This window comes from Ensifer sp. SSB1, from assembly GCF_016652895.1.
In the GTDB taxonomy this organism is placed as follows: Bacteria; Pseudomonadota; Alphaproteobacteria; order Rhizobiales; family Rhizobiaceae; genus Ensifer.
On the sequence record NZ_JAEPRP010000170.1, the window covers coordinates 1 to 16,277 of the forward strand.

The following is a 16,277-nucleotide window of genomic DNA, read 5'->3' on the forward strand; positions in this document are numbered from 1 at the left end:
TCCACCGCCCAGGCCTGGCGCGCCTTCGGGGTGCCGCGCACTTCGGGTGCTGCAAACCCGTCGAAGGCTTCGTCATAGGCCGGATGCACGGCGACCAGCTGGCCTTGCAGATGGGTCGAAAGCTCCGTCACCTCGACGCCGTTGTCGCGGGCCTTGCCGGCAAACTCGTCGCAATAGGTCTTCGAGGTTGCGGCCTTCTTCAGATCGATCAGCCGTGCGTCCCAGCTCGGGACCTGCACGCCCTTGTAGCCACAATCGGCCGCCCATTTGGTGATCGCATCCCAGGAATTGAACGGCGCCGCATCACCGGCAAATTGTGCAAGAAAGAGCCCTGGCCCCTTGATGGTTTTCATCCCGATTTTCCTCCCAATGGAACGACTGTGGACCCATGCGGCCAGTCTGCAAGGAATGCGCCAAGCGCCCTATTCCCGCGGCAGCCGATGGACCTGAAACGTTGCAGGCGCCGAAGCTAACAGATTTTCGGCACGGAGCAACAGGCGGCGGCGTAGTTTAGCCGAAGAATTGTAATCGATTTCATTTTCAGTCACATGAGCTCGGACGGGCGGTGGATTTCTGCCCAGGAATGCGAACCCGACGACTTGCGACCAAGAACAAAGGCGGCCGGGAAACTTCCCGGCCGCCTTCGGATCACACGGTTTAGACGTAACGGTTGACGACGTTTTCGAGCAGCTCCTGCTTGCCCGATTTCGGCTGCGGGTTGAGGTCCGATTTCAGCACCCAGGCTTCGATCTCTTCGAGCGAGAAACCGCCGTCGAGCATCTTCTTGGCTTCCGGCACCTGCCAGCCGGCATAGCGGCTTTCGAGCGGTGCGGAGAGCGCCTTGTCCTCGATCATCTTGGCTGCCGCCTTGAGGCCGCGGGCGCAGCAATCCATGCCGCCGATATGGCCGATCAGCAGGTCTTCCGGGTCGATCGACTGACGGCGCAGCTTGGCGTCGAAGTTGGTGCCGCCGGTCGTAAAGCCGCCGCCTGCGAGAACCTGGTAATAGGCCAGCGCCATTTCCGGCACGTTGTTGGGGAACTGGTCGGTATCCCAGCCGGACTGGTAGTCGTTGCGGTTCATGTCGATCGAACCGAAGATGCCGAGCGCGTTGGCAAGCGCCAGCTCGTGCTCGAAGGAGTGGCCGGCAAGGATCGCGTGGCCCTGCTCGATATTGACCTTGACCTCATTCTCGAGGCCGTAGTTCTTGAGGAAGCCATAGACCGTCGCGACATCGTAGTCGTACTGGTGCTTGGTCGGCTCCTGCGGCTTCGGCTCGATCAGGATCGCGCCCTTGAAACCGGTCTTGTGCTTGTACTCGACGACGAGATTGACGAAACGGCCGAGCTGGTCGAGTTCGCGCTTCATGTCAGTGTTGAGCAGCGTCTCATAGCCTTCACGACCGCCCCAGAGCACATAGTTCTGGCCGCCGAGGCGCTTGGTGGCATCGAGGCAGGTCTTCACCGTTGCCGCCGCGAAAGCGAAGACATCCGGATCCGGATTGGTCGCCGCACCCGACATGTAGCGCCGGTTGGAGAAGAGGTTTGCCGTGCCCCAGAGCAGGTTGACGCCGGTCTCGGCCTGTTTCTTCTCGAAGTGATCGACGATTTCGTTCAGGTTCTTCGTGTTCTCGACGAAGCTCTTGCCTTCCGGGCGCACGTCGGCATCGTGGAAGCAATAGAAGGGCACGCCGAGCAGATCGAAGAATTCGAAGGCGACATCGGCCTTCAGCTTGGCCGCGTCCATGCTGTCCTTGAACCAGGGGCGCTCGAAAGTCTGGCCGCCGAAGGGGTCGCCGCCCGGCCAGACGAAGGTGTGCCAATAGGCGACCGCGAAGCGCAGGTGGTCTTCCATGCGCTTGCCGAGCACGACCTCGTCCTTGTTGTAGTGGCGGAAAGCGAGCGGATTGGTGCTCTCCGGTCCCTCATATCTAATCTTGGCGATATCGCCGAAAAATCCTGTGCTCACGGGTTTGGCTCCTCTGAAAGATGGGATGGGTATTGATGGTTTCGGCCGACATGGCCCATGCGATAGGCGCGGCCATTACCTGGAAGGTAATTGGTTTCATTCCCTCGTCCGGCGATACCGGAAGCATCGAAACGCCAAACGGAAGGAACACTTCGATGCACGACTTCAACGCCATCGCCGACGCCTACATGACCGCCTGGAACGCCACCGACGCTGCTGAGCGCGCGGCCTTGATCGAGAAGGCCTTCGCCGCCGATGTCGCCTATCGTGACCCGATCATGCAGGGCGACAGTCATGCCGGCATCGATGCGCTCATTACCGGTGTGCAGGGACAGTTTCCCGGCTTCCGCTTCACCCTGAAGGGTGCGGCGGACGGCTATGCCGACACGATCCGCTTTTCCTGGGCGCTCGGTCCGGAGGGCGTTCCCTCGGTTATCGAAGGCACCGATGTCTGCCAGATCGAGAAGGGCCGCCTGAAGACGGTCACCGGCTTTCTCGACAAGGTTCCGGCCCGCTGAACGCACAGCACCCGAATGAGACATTGGACGCCGCATCATCACGACGCGGCGCCCTTGATCGCCGGATAGAGGCGGCGATAGCGCTGATAGCTCTCCTCATAGGCCGAAACCAGCGACGCTTCCGGCGCGATCGTCTCGGCCGTGCGCGGCGCATAGCATGTGGCAACGGGATCGGCGCCGGTCGCTGCGATCAGACCCAGGCGGGCCGCCCCGAAGGCCGCGCCGAAATCGCCGTCGGCAGGCAAATCGACCGGCAGATTGAGCGCCGTCGCGATCGATTTCAGCCAATAGCGCGAGCGCGAACCGCCGCCGATCGCGGTCACCCGCGAGAGCGCCGTGCCGGCGGCGCGAAGCGCTTCCAGGCTGTCGCGGATGGCGAAGGACACGCCTTCCATCACCGCCTGGGTCAGAACCACACGGCTGCTTTCATGACCGAGCCCGACAAATGCGCCACGGATCGCCGCGTCATTGTGCGGCGTGCGCTCGCCCGAGAGATAGGGCAGGAAGGTGACGCCCGAGGGTGCCTTGATGGTGTCGCCGAGTTCGGCGCTCAACTCCGCGGCGCTGCGGCCGGCGATGCCCGAATACCAGTTCAGCGCATCGGTCGCCGACAGGATCACGCCCATCTGGTGCCAGGTATTCGGCAGCGCGTGGCAGAAGGCATGCACGGCACTTTCCGGGTTGGGCAAATAGCTCGCATTCGCTGCGAAGAGCACGCCCGAAGTGCCAAGCGAGACGAAGGCATGCCCCTCGCCGACCGTCCCCATGCCGCAGGCCGAGGCCGCATTGTCGCCGGCACCGCCAGCAACCACGACGTCACCGGAAATGCCCCAGCGCGCGCCCAATTCCGAACGCAGCTTCCCGGCCACGTCGGTTCCCTCGACCAGGCTGGGCATCTGCTTTTCGCCCATGCCGGTGGCGGCAAGCAGGCTTTCTGACCAGCGCCTCCTGCCGGCGTCGAGCCAGGCAGTGCCGGCGCTGTCGGACATTTCCGACAGGTGCTCGCCGGTCAGCCACAGGCGCAGATAGTCCTTCGGCAACAGCACCCAGCGCACCTTCGCAAAAATCTCAGGCTCGTTGGCCCGCACCCAGGCAAGCTTCGGCGCCGTGAAGCCTGGGAACACGATATTGCCGGTGATCGCGCGAAACTGCGGGTCCGCATCGAGGGCCGCCGCCTCGCGGAAACTCCGGGTGTCGTTCCAGAGAATGCAGGGCCGAAGCACCCGGTCTTCGGCGTCGAGCAGCGTCGCGCCGTGCATCTGGCCCGAGAGCCCGATGCCCCTGACGGCCGCAAGTTCCTTGGGATGCGCCGCCTTCAGCCCGGCAATCGCCTCTTCGGTGGCGCGCACCCAATCGGCCGGGTCCTGTTCCGACCAGCCGGGATGCGGCCGCGAAACGTCGAGCGCGCCGGAGGCCGAACCGATGATGCGCTGGTCGCCATCGATGAGCATTGCCTTGACGCCCGAGGTGCCGAGATCCAGTCCGAGATACATGCTTGCCTCCATTGAGCAATTCCAGCCGGCTTCCCGTCTGGAACCGCACAGCTCCAAATCGTTACGCCGGATCGACCGGCAGGTTGTCTTTCAGGAAAATCTCGATGCGGATGCGCTCCTGCGCCCCGATCACAGCGAGGCCATCGGCACGGGCCTTCAGCACGCGGATGGCGCTACGAACCTCATGGCCGGCATCCTGGTTCAGGAGCGCGTCTAGGGTGCCGGACGAGAGTGCCGCGCGGCTATGCGGCGTCAGCTCATGCGCGATGGCGCAGACATCGGCCTGACGCCCGGCCTTTTCGAGCGCCGTGATCAGGCCGCGATTGCCGGCGCCGAGGCTGTAGATGCCGGCGAGATCCGCATGATCGGCAATGAGACCAGACACGAGCTGCTCGACCTCGGCGGGGTCGTCATGGCCTTCGACGACGGGAAGAAGCCGGCGGCCCGGGGCGCTTTCGGCCATCGCCGCGCTGAAGCCCTCAAGACGATCGCTGTGGTCGCGCACCAGCATCGAGCCGGCGACGATCGCGACCGGCCCTACGCGACCGCTGAGGAAACGCCCCATCAGGGTGCCAGCGGTGCGGCCGGCGGCAACGTTGTCGACGCCGGCAAAGTGATCGCGCGACGATCCCGGCAGATCGGAAACCAGCGTCACCACGGCAATGCCGTCTTCACGGAGCCTATCGACCGCCGCAACGACCTCCGGCGCATCGATTGCAACCACGGCGACCCCGGCAGGCGCCAGTGCCCGCACCTTTTCCAGCGCCGCAGCGAGGGCCGCTTTGTCGAAGGCCGGCACGGAGAGCACGGTAATGGCAGTGCGTTCGACCGCAGAGCGCAACTTTGCCGCCTCCACCTCGGCCACGAGGCCGCGCATGAAGGTGTTGTCGCCCTCGGGCAGGATGAAGATCAGCGGGTAGGTGCGGCTCTTGGCGAGATTGGCGGCAGCGACGTCGCGCACATAGCCGAGCGTCGTGATCGCGCGCTCGACCTTCGCTCGGGTGACACCGCGCACGCCCGGGCGATTGTTCAAAACCCGGTCGACGGTCGCGAGGCTGACCCCCGCTTCGGCAGCGATATCGTGAACGGTCGGGCGCATGTTTTCCTCCAGGCTTTGCCCTTAGAGGATTTTTTGATGTACGTAAATCAAGAATCTGCAGAACGCGAAAAACAGAGCCCCGCACCGCCGCCTGCAGATGGCGGAACACGAGACTTAAGTTGTCGATTAATTTTAATTTTCAGACTTAACCGAGGCGCTTGCTGAAGGCCGCGGTGAAGGTGACCTCTCCATGAACCTGGCCGGCCTCGGCCAGCACGACATCCATGAAGCCATCGGTGACACGCACGATGGCAAAGCCGCCCATATAGGCCGCTTTCGGCTTGATGAGGTCGAGCCCGTTCTGCCGATAGATCATCGCCGTTTCGTGCTGATGTCCGTGGAACAGGCCGATAACGTTGCTGCCCTTGACGGTGTCGAGCAGCGCCTGACGCTGAGCGATGCTCCACCAGTGCGCGCTGCCGTCGCCGTTGTCGTCGAAGGTCTTCAACTTCGTATCCCAGACCTCGGTCGAGAAGGCATCCCAGCCATAGTGCTGGAACAGGATCACCGGCCGGCCGTCGCCGGCATAGGTCGCAAGATCCTGCTTCAGCCACGGCAGCGCGTTCACGGCTCCCTTGGACTCGTCGCCGCCGAAGCGCTGCAATTGCACGAGATGCAGTCCGCCCCAGTCCCAGGAATAGCAATCCGAGAGCGGGTCGTAGTTGGTCACCGGCACCGGCGGCTTGTAGAACACCGTCTGGCGATGATTGAGTTCGACATAGTCGCGCAGTTCGCGGCGATACCAGTCGACATGCGGCGGCGGCCCATCCTGGTCGAGGTCGTGATTGCCGAGCCCGACAAAGACGGGCATGTGAACACGGTCGCTCCCCGCCCCTTCCTGATAACGACTGGAGAACTGCTGCAGCTGCCGGCCCTCGCGCGGCTGGCGCACCTGACCGCCGCCGTCGTCGGTAAGGTCGCCGCCAAGCACCAGGCCGAGCGGCTTGCCGATCTGCCGTCCGGCGCTCGCAAGACCGCTCGGCTTGTCCGCGACCGTTTCCGGCCAACGCATGGCATGCACCGCGTTGAGCGCCGCCACGTGACGCAGCAGGTTGGCGTCGGTCTTGCCCTCCGCCGCGCAGTTCGGCGCAAGCCCTTCGATCGAGACGAGGCAGGCGTGGACGTCGTTTGAGAACAGGAACGTCGCATCGATGGCCGGAGCGGCTGCGCGGCTGCGGGAGGCCGCAAGCCCTAGCCCCAGTCCGGCAAGACCGGACATGAAAGTTCGCCGTGAGATGGCCGCCGAAACCAGTCCCTGCATACCGCCGCCCTCGATAGTCGTGGGCGGAAGTGTGCCGCAACGCCCGCCTCGCGTAAACCGTGCACGCTGTCTCGGAACGGAAATGAAGAAGGCGGGCAGACGCCCGCCTGGCTTTCTCACGGGTGAGGAAGACGGGCCGGCTCGCCCCATCCTCCATATTGTTTTAGTGGCCGCCGCCGCTCGGACCGACGCCCTTGGGCTTGCTGATCATCATCACGCCGAGGATCAGCGACAGGAACAGCACCGTCAGCAGCACGAAGATATCGCTGAAGGACAGGATGATCGCCTGCCTCTGCGCCAGGGCGGCAAGCTGCTTGATGGCGATCGTCGTGCCGTCCAGACCATGAGCGTTGAAGTTGGCGGCCATGTTGTTGAACCGCTCCACCGCTTCCGGATTGCCCCACTGCACGTGCTCGGCAAGACGCGCATAGTGGAAGTCCTGGCGTTGGGTCAGGATCGTGTTGATGATCGCGAGCCCTACCGCACCGCCAAGGTTTCGGGTCAGGTTGAACAGACCAGAGGCGCCGCGCATGCGCGCCGGCGGCATCGTGCCGAGCGCAATGTTGTTGATCGGAACCATGCAGAGCATCAACCCGACGCCACGCAGGATCTGCGGGATGAACAGCTCGTAGAAGTCCCAGTCGGCCGTCAGGTGCCCCATGATCCAGGTGCCGCCGGCGAAGCTGGTGAAGCCGATCGTCATCAGCACACGCGGATCGAGCTTGCCCGAGAGGAAGCCGGCAACCGGCGCCGTGAAGAACATGGCAAGACCCGAGACGAACATCGTCTCGCCGATCATCAGCGAATCGTAGCCGCGAATGCGCCCGAGATAGAGCGGATAGAGATAGGTGAGGCCGTAGAGGCCGATGCCCATCACAAAGGAGAACATCGAGCCGAAAGCGAAGTTCCGGTTGGAGAACGCCCTCAAGTCGACCACCGGGAATTCCACCTTGAAGGCCCGATAGAAGAAGATCACCGCAGCAATCACGGCCGCAATGGCACCAATGACGATATGATCGTCGTTGAACCAGTCGTTGGCGTTACCCTCTTCCAGCACATACTCGAGCGAGCCGAGGAAGATCGCCATCGAGGCCAGACCCCACCAGTCGAACTTCTTGAAGAGGCTCAGTTCCGGCTTGTCGAAATCGATGAAGGTCCAGGTCAGCGTCGCGACGCTGATGCCGGGAATGACGTTGACGAGGAACAGCCAGTGCCAGGAGAAGGCATGGCTAAGATAGCCGCCAACCGTCGGACCGATGGTCGGCGCAAGTGTGGCAATCAGTCCGATGATCGGCGAGACGATGTTGCGCTTCGACGGCGGGAAGATGGTGAAGGCAGCGGCAAAGACCGACGGGATCATGCCGCCGCCGATGAAGCCCTGGATCGCGCGATAGACGATCATCTGGTCGATGTTCGTCGCAGTCGCAGCAAGCGCGCTCGCAGCGGTGAAGCCGGCGGCCGACACCGAGAACAGCACGCGCGTCGAGACGATGCGCGCCAGCGTACCCGACAGCGGGATCATGATGACTTCGGCAATGAGGTAGGAGGTCTGCACCCAGCCGATCTCGTCCGAGCCGGCGGACAGGCCGGCCTGGATTTCGGCAAGCGAGGCCGAAACGATCTGGATGTCGAGGATCGCCATGAACATGCCGACGACCATGGCGAAGAAGGCGATCAGCCTCCTCGGATCCATATGCTCTTCGACCTTCGGTGCGGCGGCCGCCACCGAACCTGCTGTTGCCGTTGCGGCCATCTCAGCCACTCCTTGCGTGGATGCGCGCAGCAGCGCGCCGGCGTTCTAGGGGCACGGGCGCGCCCGAAGGCGCGCCGGGTCCGGCCCGATTACTTTGTAGCGGCGACCTTGGTCGCATCCGGCGCCGTGCGCGTGTCGACATCGACGACGACGCTCAAGCCCGCACGCAGGTGCCCTTCGGCCAACACGTCGGCCGGCAAGGTGATGCGAACCGGCACGCGCTGGATCACCTTGGTGAAGTTGCCGGTGGCGTTTTCGGCCGGCAGCAACGAGAAGACCGAACCCGAGGCCGGTGAGATCGAGGCGACCGTGCCTTCGATCGCGTGATCCTCATAGGCGTCGACATGGACCTTTACCTTGGAGCCCGGCACCAGATGGGCGATCTGGGTCTCCTTGAAGTTGGCGTCGATATAGAGCTGGTCGACCGGTACGAGGGCTGCGAGCCGCTGGCCGGCCGAGACGAGGTCACCGACCTGGACGGCGACGTTGCCGACGATGCCGTCATAGGGCGCCTTCAGCACGGTGAAGCCGAGGTCGCGGTTGGCCTTGTCGCGCGCAAGCTCCAGCGAGCGGATCTCGCTTTCGGCTTCCGTGCGCTGGGCATCGAGCACGGTGATGCTGGCATTGGCAGCGGCGATATTGGCGTCGGCACCGGCAAGGTTTGCCCGCGCCTGGTCGAGCGCCACATCGGCGTTGTCAAGCGAAGCGACGGTGCCAACGGCCTTGGACTGGAGGTCGCTCGCGCGCTTCTGCGCGAGTTCGGCGCCGCGCACCGTCGCTTCGAGAGCTTTCTTCTGCGCTTGCGCCTGGGCAAGGCTCGCCTTGGCTCCGGCGATCTGCGCGTCGAAACGGCTGAGCGCCAGCTTCTGCGTGGCGATCTTCGCTTCGGCCTGCTCGGCGGCAATGCGGTAGTCGCCGTCGTCGAGGGTGACGAGCGGGTCGCCGGCCTTTACCTTCTGGTTGGCAACGACGTCGACCTTGGCGACATAGCCGGAAACCTTGGGCGAGATCGTCGCGATGTCGCCTTCGATGTAGGCGTCATCGGTCGAGACCATGAAGCGGCCGTTGGTCCACCAGTCGTAGCCGAACCAGGCGCCGGCAGCCAGAAGCGCCAGACCGAGTACGGGAAGGATGGGCTTGCGCGTCTTCTTCGGCGGCTGCACCGCTTCAGCGGGAGCCTGGACAGCGGTCTGCTCCGCAGCAGGCGCCTTTGCCTCAAGCGCGGTTTCCTGCTGCACTTCAAAATTCTCGTCGACGGGACGGACGCGAGCAGCGCTGGATGTGTTGGATGCGGACATTGGGCACCGGCCTGGTTAAAGATTGCTGAACGAACTGAACCGTTCGGTTCGATCGGAGCTTGACATAAGCCCTTTCTGGTCGCATATCAAGAGGAAATCGAACCACGCGGTTCGATGGATCAAATTTAATACGAGCAGGACGGAAACAAGCGACCATCATGAGTACGGCGAAGACCGGGAAACAGGACATCGTGCAGCCGATGGCCGGCATGGAAGAAGATCTCTGTTTGGGTGGCGGTCGCCACGCAGCTGGCGAGGACCCGGCCAAGCGCGAGCAGATCCTCGAAGGCGCGAGGCGTGCCTTTCTGAGCCAGGGCTTCGACGCCGCCAGCATGAACGACATTACCCGCGAAGCCGGGGTCTCCAAGGGCACGCTCTACGTCTATTTCGAAAACAAGGAAGACCTTTTCAAGGCGCTGATCATCAAGGGCAAGACCCGGGTGGTCCAGACCGCCAAACACGCGCTCAACGATCACGACGATGTCGAGGAATCGCTCTACGATTTCGGCGTGACGCTGACGACCAGCATGACGGCCGAGGAAACGATCCGCTCCATGCGCATGGTGATCGGCGTGATCGACCGCATGCCGCACCTGGCCGAGCGCTTCTTCAGCGAGGCGCCGGAAAACGGCTACACCGTGCTCAAGTCCTATCTCGACCGCCAGGTCCCCACCGGCGCGCTCGATATCGAGAACACCGAGATGGCCGCCCGCCAGTTCATCGAGATGGCGCAGGCCGGGCTCTTCAAGCACCGCCTGTTCGGCGGCATGTGCTCCGCACCGCCCAAGGAACAGATCGAGGCGACGGTGACCGCTGCCGTGCGCGTCTTCATGGCCGCCTACGGACCCAAGAAATAGACCGGCTGCGGTCGAACCCTCCCGACCGTCCGGGCGTTACAATCCAGCAATTGCGATCAAGCGCGCCTTGAGGCAACACCCTATCACCAGGGCGCTGCCAAAGGAGTGATGATGAGTGCCATCGGACGAGCGATCTGGTTCATCGAGAGCCACTTCGCAAAGGACATATCGCTGGATGAAATCGCCGGGGCCGCAGGCCTTTCGCGCTTTCATCTGTCGCGCGTTTTCGGGCTGGTTACCGGCCGCTCGATCAGCGCCTATATTCGCGGCCGGCGGCTGAGCGATGCCGCCCGCGCCCTGGCCGATGGTTCCCTCAGCATTCTTTCGGTGGCCCTCGAAGCGGGCTACAACTCGCACGAGGCTTTCACCCGCGCCTTTCGCGACCAGTTCGGCGTGACGCCAGAAACGGTGCGCAAGCAAAGGCACGTTCGAAACATCGAACTGATGGAGCCTTTAAGGATGGACGATACCCGCCTTCTCAAGATCGACCCGCCACGCTTCGAAGACAGCCCGCCCCTGCTTTTGGCGGGACTGGCGGAAACCTATGCCTATAGCCGCACCGAGGGCATTCCGTCGCTCTGGCAGCGGTTCAACCGCCACTTCGGCAACATACCCGGGCAGAAGGGCAACGTTGCCTACGGCGTCTGCACGCAAAGCAACGGCGAGGCCGGCACCTTCCTCTACATGGCAGCGGCAGAAGTCAGCGAAGCCGACCAACTGCCCGAGGGATTTACGACGCTGAAACTGCCGAAGCAGCGCTATGCCGTCTTCCTGCACCGCGGCCACATCTCGGCGATCGCCAAGACCGCCAACTATGTCTTCGGCACCTGGCTGCCGGAATCCGGACTTCAGCATGGGGAGACGCCGGATCTCATCGAACGCTACGACGAGCGCTTCGACCCGCATTCCGGCATGGGCGTCGTCGAATTGTGGATTCCGGTCAAATCGTAAACGGTAAAGCGCCGCCGCAAACGGGCGGCGGCGCTTGTCACGTCCGCAATGTTTCTTAAATACTTTCGGCGATTCTTGCGCGACGACGCGCCATCCCCACAGCGCCGCACGTCCGTCAGACGCGCCAAGGCCGCTGTGGAACTTTTGAAGTACTGAAAGAGAAAGATCGCCGATGCAGGACCTCCTGTTGCTTGCCCAAGACCCCGCCGCCTGGGTCGCCCTTATCACCCTCGTGGTCATGGAGGTGGTTCTCGGCATCGACAACCTGATCTTCATCTCGATCCTCACCAACAAGCTGCCACCGGAGCATCGCGAAAAGGCGCGCCGCATCGGCATCGGTCTCGCGCTCGTCATGCGCCTTGCCCTGCTCGGCACCGTCGCCTGGATCGTCAAGCTGACGACGCCGGTCTTCGAGACCTTCGGCCAAGGCTTCTCCTGGAAGGACATGATCCTGATTGCCGGCGGCCTGTTCCTCGTCTGGAAGGCGACCAAGGAAATCCACCACAATGTCGATCCGGCCGATCATGGCGAGGACTTCATCGCCTCTTCGGCGATCAACAGCTTCGGCGCCGCGATCGCCCAGATCCTGCTGCTCGACCTCGTCTTCTCCGTCGACAGCATCATCACCGCCGTCGGCATGACGCCGCACCTGCCGATCATGGTCATCGCCGTGGTTGCCGCCGTCACGGTCATGCTCGTAGCCGCCAATCCGCTTGCCAACTTCATCGAGAAGAACCCGACGATCGTCATGCTGGCGCTCGCCTTCCTCCTGATGATCGGCACGACACTGATTGCCGAAGGCATGGGCCTGCATGTGCCGAAGGGCTACATCTACGCCGCCATGGCCTTCTCGGCCCTCGTCGAAATCCTCAACATGGTGGCGCGCAATGCGCGGCTGAGGAAAGCAGGCAAGCTCGACTGACGAGCCGGGTCACGACCAACGGTCTCGATACGAAAAGGCCCGCATCGGCGATGCGGGCCTTTTGCTTGCGGGAGTTCACGAAGACGCGGAGCCGAACCGACCGGCCGTCAACCGCGAGCCATCAGCGAAAAACAGGATTGCTCCTCCTCTTCCGCTGAGCCATGCCGGTGGCCCGGCCCCGCGCCCTCTGGTTGGAAAACGCACCCCCTCCGGAAACGTTCCGCCGACCTTCGGGTCAGGTTCACGCGTCGGCGCGATGACCGACTTCGACCAGAATGTTGCCCGGAATGACCGCGTAGAAGACATAGGCGCCGTGGCGCTCCTCCGGCGCGATCACATGGACGCCGGATCCGGTCATTCGGCGATAGGCCTCGTCGACCTCGGTGCGCGCCGGCAACAGGAAACCGATGTGATAGGTCTGGGCGCGAAGGTTCACCTGATCGCCGCCGCCGAGCGCCGCGATCGGCGGGCTGACGACGAGGACCAGGCCGGAGCCGTCCGACAATCGGTAGAAGGCGTCCTTGCCGCGCTTTTCGACCAGTGTCAGGTCGAAGTGATTGATGAGGAAGGAAGCCGTTTCGGCAACGACGGGGCTATAGAGGTCGATATGGTTCAGTCGCATGTTCACAGTCTCCGTGTTCGAGAAACGCGGCGGACTGCGTCGATTGCATACACCCCGCCGCGGACCGATGCGATTGCATCGGAACCACGTCGCGGGTTCGAACGGGACGTTCGAGCAGAGCTTCGCGCGCCGCTAAGCGCTGCGAAGGGACCGGGCTTACCTTATCCGGTCCTGCCTTTTTCGACCTGACCTGAATATAGGAGATTGGTTGCCGACGGAAGATGGGGCGGGATCAGTTCTTCCCGGCGCCCGGGTCGATGTGCTGGAGCTCCTGCAGATAGGCGTCGAGACGATCAAACTTCTGCTCCCAGAAGCGACGGTAGCCGTCGAGCCAGCTGTTGACGTCCTTCAGCGGCGCAGCCTCGAGCCGGCACGGGCGCCACTGCGCTTCGCGGCCGCGGCTGATCAGCCCGGCGCGTTCGAGAACCTTGAGATGCTTGGAGACTGCCGGCAGGCTCATTTCGAAGGGTTCTGCCAGTTCGCCGACCGAGGCCTCTCCGAGAGCGAGGCGGGCGAGGATCGCCCTTCGCGTTGGGTCGGCCAGGGCGGAGAGCGTTGTCGACAAGCGATCTTCCGGCATTTTCTAAAAAACCTTTCAGTTAAATAACCTTCTGGTTCATTACCGCTCAGGACAGACGGTGTCAACAAAAACCGGCGTGATCCGGTTTCCGTTGACATGACAGGCGTTCTATGGTCTCACGCGAGCCTATTGGAATAGCCTGCCGATACCGTTGTTGCGGCACCCTTGCGGGCCTTTCCTTCCCATAAAATGCGCGCCCGACGGCCGGATTTCTTCTCCGGCAAGGGGCGAGAAGCACGTCAGACGGGCAAAGACCATGGCAAATTCAGCAGTCCGGGTACGCATCGCACCCTCCCCCACCGGCGAGCCGCATGTCGGCACCGCCTACATCGCTCTGTTCAACTACCTCTTCGCAAAGAAGCACGGTGGCGAGTTCATCCTGCGCATCGAAGATACCGATGCGACCCGCTCGACGCCGGAGTTCGAACAGAAGGTGCTGGACGCGCTGAAATGGTGCGGGCTCGAATGGTCGGAAGGTCCTGATATCGGCGGTCCCTATGGCCCGTACCGGCAGAGCGACCGCAAGGACATGTACCGCCCCTACGTCGAGAAGATCGTCGAGAACGGTCACGGCTTCCGCTGCTTCTGCACGCCCGAACGGCTCGAGCAGATGCGCGAGAGCCAGCGCGCCGCCGGCAAGCCTTCGAAGTATGATGGCCTGTGCCTCAACCTTTCGGCCGAGGAAGTGACGTCGCGCGTTGCAGCCGGCGAGCCGCACGTCGTGCGCATGAAGATCCCGACCGAGGGCTCGTGCAAGTTTAACGACGGCGTCTACGGCGACGTCGAAATTCCGTGGGATGCCGTCGACATGCAGGTCCTCTTGAAGGCCGACGGCATGCCCACATACCACATGGCAAACGTCGTCGACGACCACCTGATGAAGATCACCCACGTCGCCCGCGGCGAGGAGTGGCTGGCTTCCGTGCCGAAGCACATCCTGATCTACAAGTATCTCGGCCTCGAACCGCCTGTCTTCATGCACCTGTCGCTGATGCGCAATGCCGACAAGTCGAAGCTGTCGAAGCGCAAGAACCCGACCTCGATCTCCTACTACACGGCGCTCGGCTACCTGCCGGAAGCCCTGATGAACTTCCTCGGCCTGTTCTTCATTCAGATCGCAGAAGGCGAGGAACTTCTGACGATCGACGAACTGGCAGCCAAGTTCGATCCGGAGAACCTGTCCAAGGCCGGCGCGATCTTCGACATCCAGAAGCTCGACTGGCTGAACGCCCGCTGGATCCGCGAGAAGCTTTCGGAAGAAGAGTTCGCCGCCCGCGTTCTTGCCTGGGCCATGGAAAACGATCGTCTGAACCAGGGCCTGAAGCTCAGCCAGTCGCGCATTTCGAAGTTCGGCGAACTGCCGGATCTCGCGAGCTTCCTGTTCAAGTCCGACCTCGGCCTGCAGCCGGCAGCCTTCGCCGGCGTCAAGTCGACGCCCGAGGAACTGCTCGAGGTCCTCAACACCGTTCAGCCGGATCTCGAAAAGATCCTCGAATGGAACAAGGAGTCGATCGAAGCGGAACTGCGTGCGGTCGCCGAGCGCATGGGCAAGAAGCTGAAGGTCATCGTGGCGCCGCTGTTCGTCGCGGTTTCCGGATCGCAGCGCTCGCTGCCGCTGTTCGACAGCATGGAAATCCTGGGCCGCGCCGTGGTACGCCAGCGCCTGAAGGTCGCGTCTCAGGTGGTCGCCTCCATGGTCGGCAGCGGAAAGTAAGGAGAGCACGATGAACGACAAGACCGAGACCACTGGCCTCTCCTCCGACGCAACGGAAGTGCGCGCACAGAAGCTGAAGCTGCTGCGCGAGCAGATCGGCGACGTCTATCCGGCACATTTCCACCGGACGATGACCAATGCCGAACTCATCGCCAAGTACGAGGGCCTGGAACCGGACACCGAGACGCAGGACGTCGTGACCGTCGCCGGCCGCGTCTATTCCTCGCGCAACTCCGGCATGTTCATGGACATCCATGACGCCTCCGGCAAGATCCAGATCTTCAGCCACAAGGATGTGACGAGCGAGGAAGCCCGCGGGCTGCTGCCGATGATCGACATCGGCGACATCATCGGCGTCACCGGCGTCGTGCGCCGCACCAAGCGCGGCGAGCTGACGATCAACGCGCAAACGATCAACAAGCTGACGAAGTCGCTGCTGCCGATGCCCGAGAAGTGGCATGGCCTGTCCGACATCGAGCTGCGTTATCGCAAGCGTCACCTCGACATCATGACCAACGAGGAATCGAAGCTGCGCTTCCAGCAACGCAGCAAGATCGTTTCCGGCATCCGTCGCTTCATGGAAAACGACGGCTTCATGGAAGTCGAGACGCCGATGCTGCATTCGGTCTATGGCGGCGCCACCGCCGAGCCGTTCAAGACGCATCACAACACGCTGAAGCTCGACATGTTCCTGCGCATCGCGCCGGAACTGTACCTGAAGCGCACGCTGGTCTCGGGCCTCACCGACAAGGTGTTCGAGATCAACCGCAACTTCCGCAACGAAGGCGTCTCCACCCGGCACAATCCGGAATTCACCATGATGGAGTGCTACTGGGCCTATGCCGACTACGAGGACATCATGGACCTCGTCGAGCGGCTGTTCGGTGAGCTGGCCATGGCGATCCACGGCTCGACCGAGTTCGCCTATGGCGACAAGGAAATCTCGTTCAAGGGTCCGTTCCGCCGCGTGCCGATGCCTGACGCCGTCAAGGAAGCGACCGGCATCGACTTCCTGGCGATGAAGACCGACGAAGAGGCCCGCGCTGCTGCCAAGGCTGCCGGCTTCGAGGTCGAGAAGGACTGGACCTGGGGTGAATGCCTTGCCTTCATCTTCGAAGAGAAGGTCGAAGGCACGCTGATCCAGCCGGCGCACGTCACGCATTTCCCGAAGGACATCTCGCCGTTTGCCAAGGAAGAGCCGGGCGAGCCGCGCCTCGTCGAACGTTTCGAGACCTATAGCA

14 protein-coding genes and 1 pseudogene are annotated in these 16,277 nt (G+C 62.9%); 6 read left to right on the forward strand and 9 right to left on the reverse strand.

All coding sequences use genetic code 11. The features are described from left to right. Both I8N66_RS29985 and xylA read right to left on the reverse strand, forming a co-directional pair. Nucleotides 1-353 (reverse strand): annotated as a pseudogene (locus I8N66_RS29985) (sugar phosphate isomerase/epimerase); the annotation flags it as partial. A gap of 304 nt (nt 354-657) precedes the next feature. Beyond that, nucleotides 658-1,968 (reverse strand): xylose isomerase, encoded by a 1,311-nt coding sequence (xylA, locus tag I8N66_RS29990; RefSeq protein WP_291161876.1) that lies wholly within the window; start codon nt 1,966-1,968, stop codon nt 658-660. Nucleotides 1,969-2,123: 155 nt separating this feature from the next. Here xylA and I8N66_RS29995 point away from each other — a divergent pair, with 155 nt between their 5' ends. Further along, nucleotides 2,124-2,486, forward strand: a complete 363-nt coding sequence (locus I8N66_RS29995; RefSeq protein WP_291161908.1) for a nuclear transport factor 2 family protein — start codon at nt 2,124-2,126, stop codon at nt 2,484-2,486. 38 nt (nt 2,487-2,524) lie between these two features. Here I8N66_RS29995 and xylB read toward each other — a convergent pair whose 3' ends face one another. From xylB to I8N66_RS30020, 5 genes are all read right to left on the reverse strand, one after another. Further along, nucleotides 2,525-3,979: a xylulokinase gene (gene xylB / locus I8N66_RS30000; protein ID WP_291161879.1), complete on the reverse strand. Its 1,455-nt coding sequence runs from the start codon at nt 3,977-3,979 to the stop codon at nt 2,525-2,527. A 61-nt stretch (nt 3,980-4,040) separates the two neighbouring features. Beyond that, nucleotides 4,041-5,078, reverse strand: coding sequence for a LacI family DNA-binding transcriptional regulator (locus I8N66_RS30005; protein WP_291161882.1), 1,038 nt, complete (start codon nt 5,076-5,078; stop codon nt 4,041-4,043). Between the two features lie 145 nt (nt 5,079-5,223). Then, the gene (locus tag I8N66_RS30010; protein ID WP_291161885.1) at nt 5,224-6,297 is read right to left on the reverse strand and encodes a metallophosphoesterase; all 1,074 of its coding nucleotides are present in this window, start codon (nt 6,295-6,297) and stop codon (nt 5,224-5,226) included. A 205-nt stretch (nt 6,298-6,502) separates the two neighbouring features. Next, nucleotides 6,503-8,092 carry a DHA2 family efflux MFS transporter permease subunit gene (locus tag I8N66_RS30015; protein WP_291161888.1) on the reverse strand — a complete coding sequence of 530 codons (1,590 nt, stop codon included), beginning with the start codon at nt 8,090-8,092 and terminating at the stop codon, nt 6,503-6,505. Between the two features lie 89 nt (nt 8,093-8,181). After that, nucleotides 8,182-9,390, reverse strand: a complete 1,209-nt coding sequence (locus I8N66_RS30020) for an HlyD family secretion protein (RefSeq protein ID WP_113535995.1) — start codon at nt 9,388-9,390, stop codon at nt 8,182-8,184. A gap of 158 nt (nt 9,391-9,548) precedes the next feature. Between I8N66_RS30020 and I8N66_RS30025 the strand changes: the two genes are divergently transcribed. From I8N66_RS30025 to I8N66_RS30035, 3 genes are all read left to right on the forward strand, one after another. Then, nucleotides 9,549-10,247, forward strand: coding sequence for a TetR/AcrR family transcriptional regulator (locus tag I8N66_RS30025; RefSeq protein WP_113535994.1), 699 nt, complete (start codon nt 9,549-9,551; stop codon nt 10,245-10,247). 111 nt (nt 10,248-10,358) lie between these two features. After that, nucleotides 10,359-11,198: an AraC family transcriptional regulator gene (locus I8N66_RS30030; protein ID WP_291161893.1), complete on the forward strand. Its 840-nt coding sequence runs from the start codon at nt 10,359-10,361 to the stop codon at nt 11,196-11,198. Between the two features lie 172 nt (nt 11,199-11,370). Continuing rightward, entirely contained in the window at nt 11,371-12,120 is a 750-nt protein-coding gene (locus I8N66_RS30035) for a TerC family protein (RefSeq protein WP_113535993.1), read from the forward strand. Between the two features lie 241 nt (nt 12,121-12,361). On the opposite strand, the gene I8N66_RS30040 is transcribed toward I8N66_RS30035, so the two are convergent. Further along, the gene (locus I8N66_RS30040; protein ID WP_291161897.1) at nt 12,362-12,742 is read right to left on the reverse strand and encodes a VOC family protein; all 381 of its coding nucleotides are present in this window, start codon (nt 12,740-12,742) and stop codon (nt 12,362-12,364) included. A gap of 232 nt (nt 12,743-12,974) precedes the next feature. Next, nucleotides 12,975-13,322: a metalloregulator ArsR/SmtB family transcription factor gene (locus I8N66_RS30045; protein ID WP_113535991.1), complete on the reverse strand. Its 348-nt coding sequence runs from the start codon at nt 13,320-13,322 to the stop codon at nt 12,975-12,977. Between the two features lie 256 nt (nt 13,323-13,578). On the opposite strand from I8N66_RS30045, the gene gltX reads away from it, so the two are divergent. Both gltX and lysS read left to right on the forward strand, forming a co-directional pair. Further along, entirely contained in the window at nt 13,579-15,036 is a 1,458-nt protein-coding gene (gltX, locus tag I8N66_RS30050) for a glutamate--tRNA ligase (protein WP_291161902.1), read from the forward strand. A gap of 10 nt (nt 15,037-15,046) precedes the next feature. Then, a partial coding sequence (gene lysS, locus I8N66_RS30055; RefSeq protein WP_291161905.1) for a lysine--tRNA ligase occupies nt 15,047-16,277 on the forward strand: 1,231 nt, incomplete at its 3' end.

Excerpts from the sequence above, each read along its gene's own strand:
- I8N66_RS29995 (WP_291161908.1), top strand. The coding sequence starts at position 2,124 with ATGCACGACTTCAACGCCATCGCCGACGCCTACATGACCGCCTGGAAC.
- xylB (WP_291161879.1), bottom strand. The coding sequence starts at position 3,979 with ATGTATCTCGGACTGGATCTCGGCACCTCGGGCGTCAAGGCAATGCTC.
- I8N66_RS30005 (WP_291161882.1), bottom strand. The coding sequence starts at position 5,078 with ATGCGCCCGACCGTTCACGATATCGCTGCCGAAGCGGGGGTCAGCCTC.
- I8N66_RS30010 (WP_291161885.1), bottom strand. The coding sequence starts at position 6,297 with ATGTCCGGTCTTGCCGGACTGGGGCTAGGGCTTGCGGCCTCCCGCAGC.
- I8N66_RS30015 (WP_291161888.1), bottom strand. The coding sequence starts at position 8,092 with ATGGCCGCAACGGCAACAGCAGGTTCGGTGGCGGCCGCCGCACCGAAG.
- I8N66_RS30020 (WP_113535995.1), bottom strand. The coding sequence starts at position 9,390 with ATGTCCGCATCCAACACATCCAGCGCTGCTCGCGTCCGTCCCGTCGAC.
- I8N66_RS30025 (WP_113535994.1), top strand. The coding sequence starts at position 9,549 with ATGAGTACGGCGAAGACCGGGAAACAGGACATCGTGCAGCCGATGGCC.
- I8N66_RS30030 (WP_291161893.1), top strand. The coding sequence starts at position 10,359 with ATGAGTGCCATCGGACGAGCGATCTGGTTCATCGAGAGCCACTTCGCA.
- I8N66_RS30035 (WP_113535993.1), top strand. The coding sequence starts at position 11,371 with ATGCAGGACCTCCTGTTGCTTGCCCAAGACCCCGCCGCCTGGGTCGCC.
- I8N66_RS30040 (WP_291161897.1), bottom strand. The coding sequence starts at position 12,742 with ATGCGACTGAACCATATCGACCTCTATAGCCCCGTCGTTGCCGAAACG.
- I8N66_RS30045 (WP_113535991.1), bottom strand. The coding sequence starts at position 13,322 with ATGCCGGAAGATCGCTTGTCGACAACGCTCTCCGCCCTGGCCGACCCA.
- gltX (WP_291161902.1), top strand. The coding sequence starts at position 13,579 with ATGGCAAATTCAGCAGTCCGGGTACGCATCGCACCCTCCCCCACCGGC.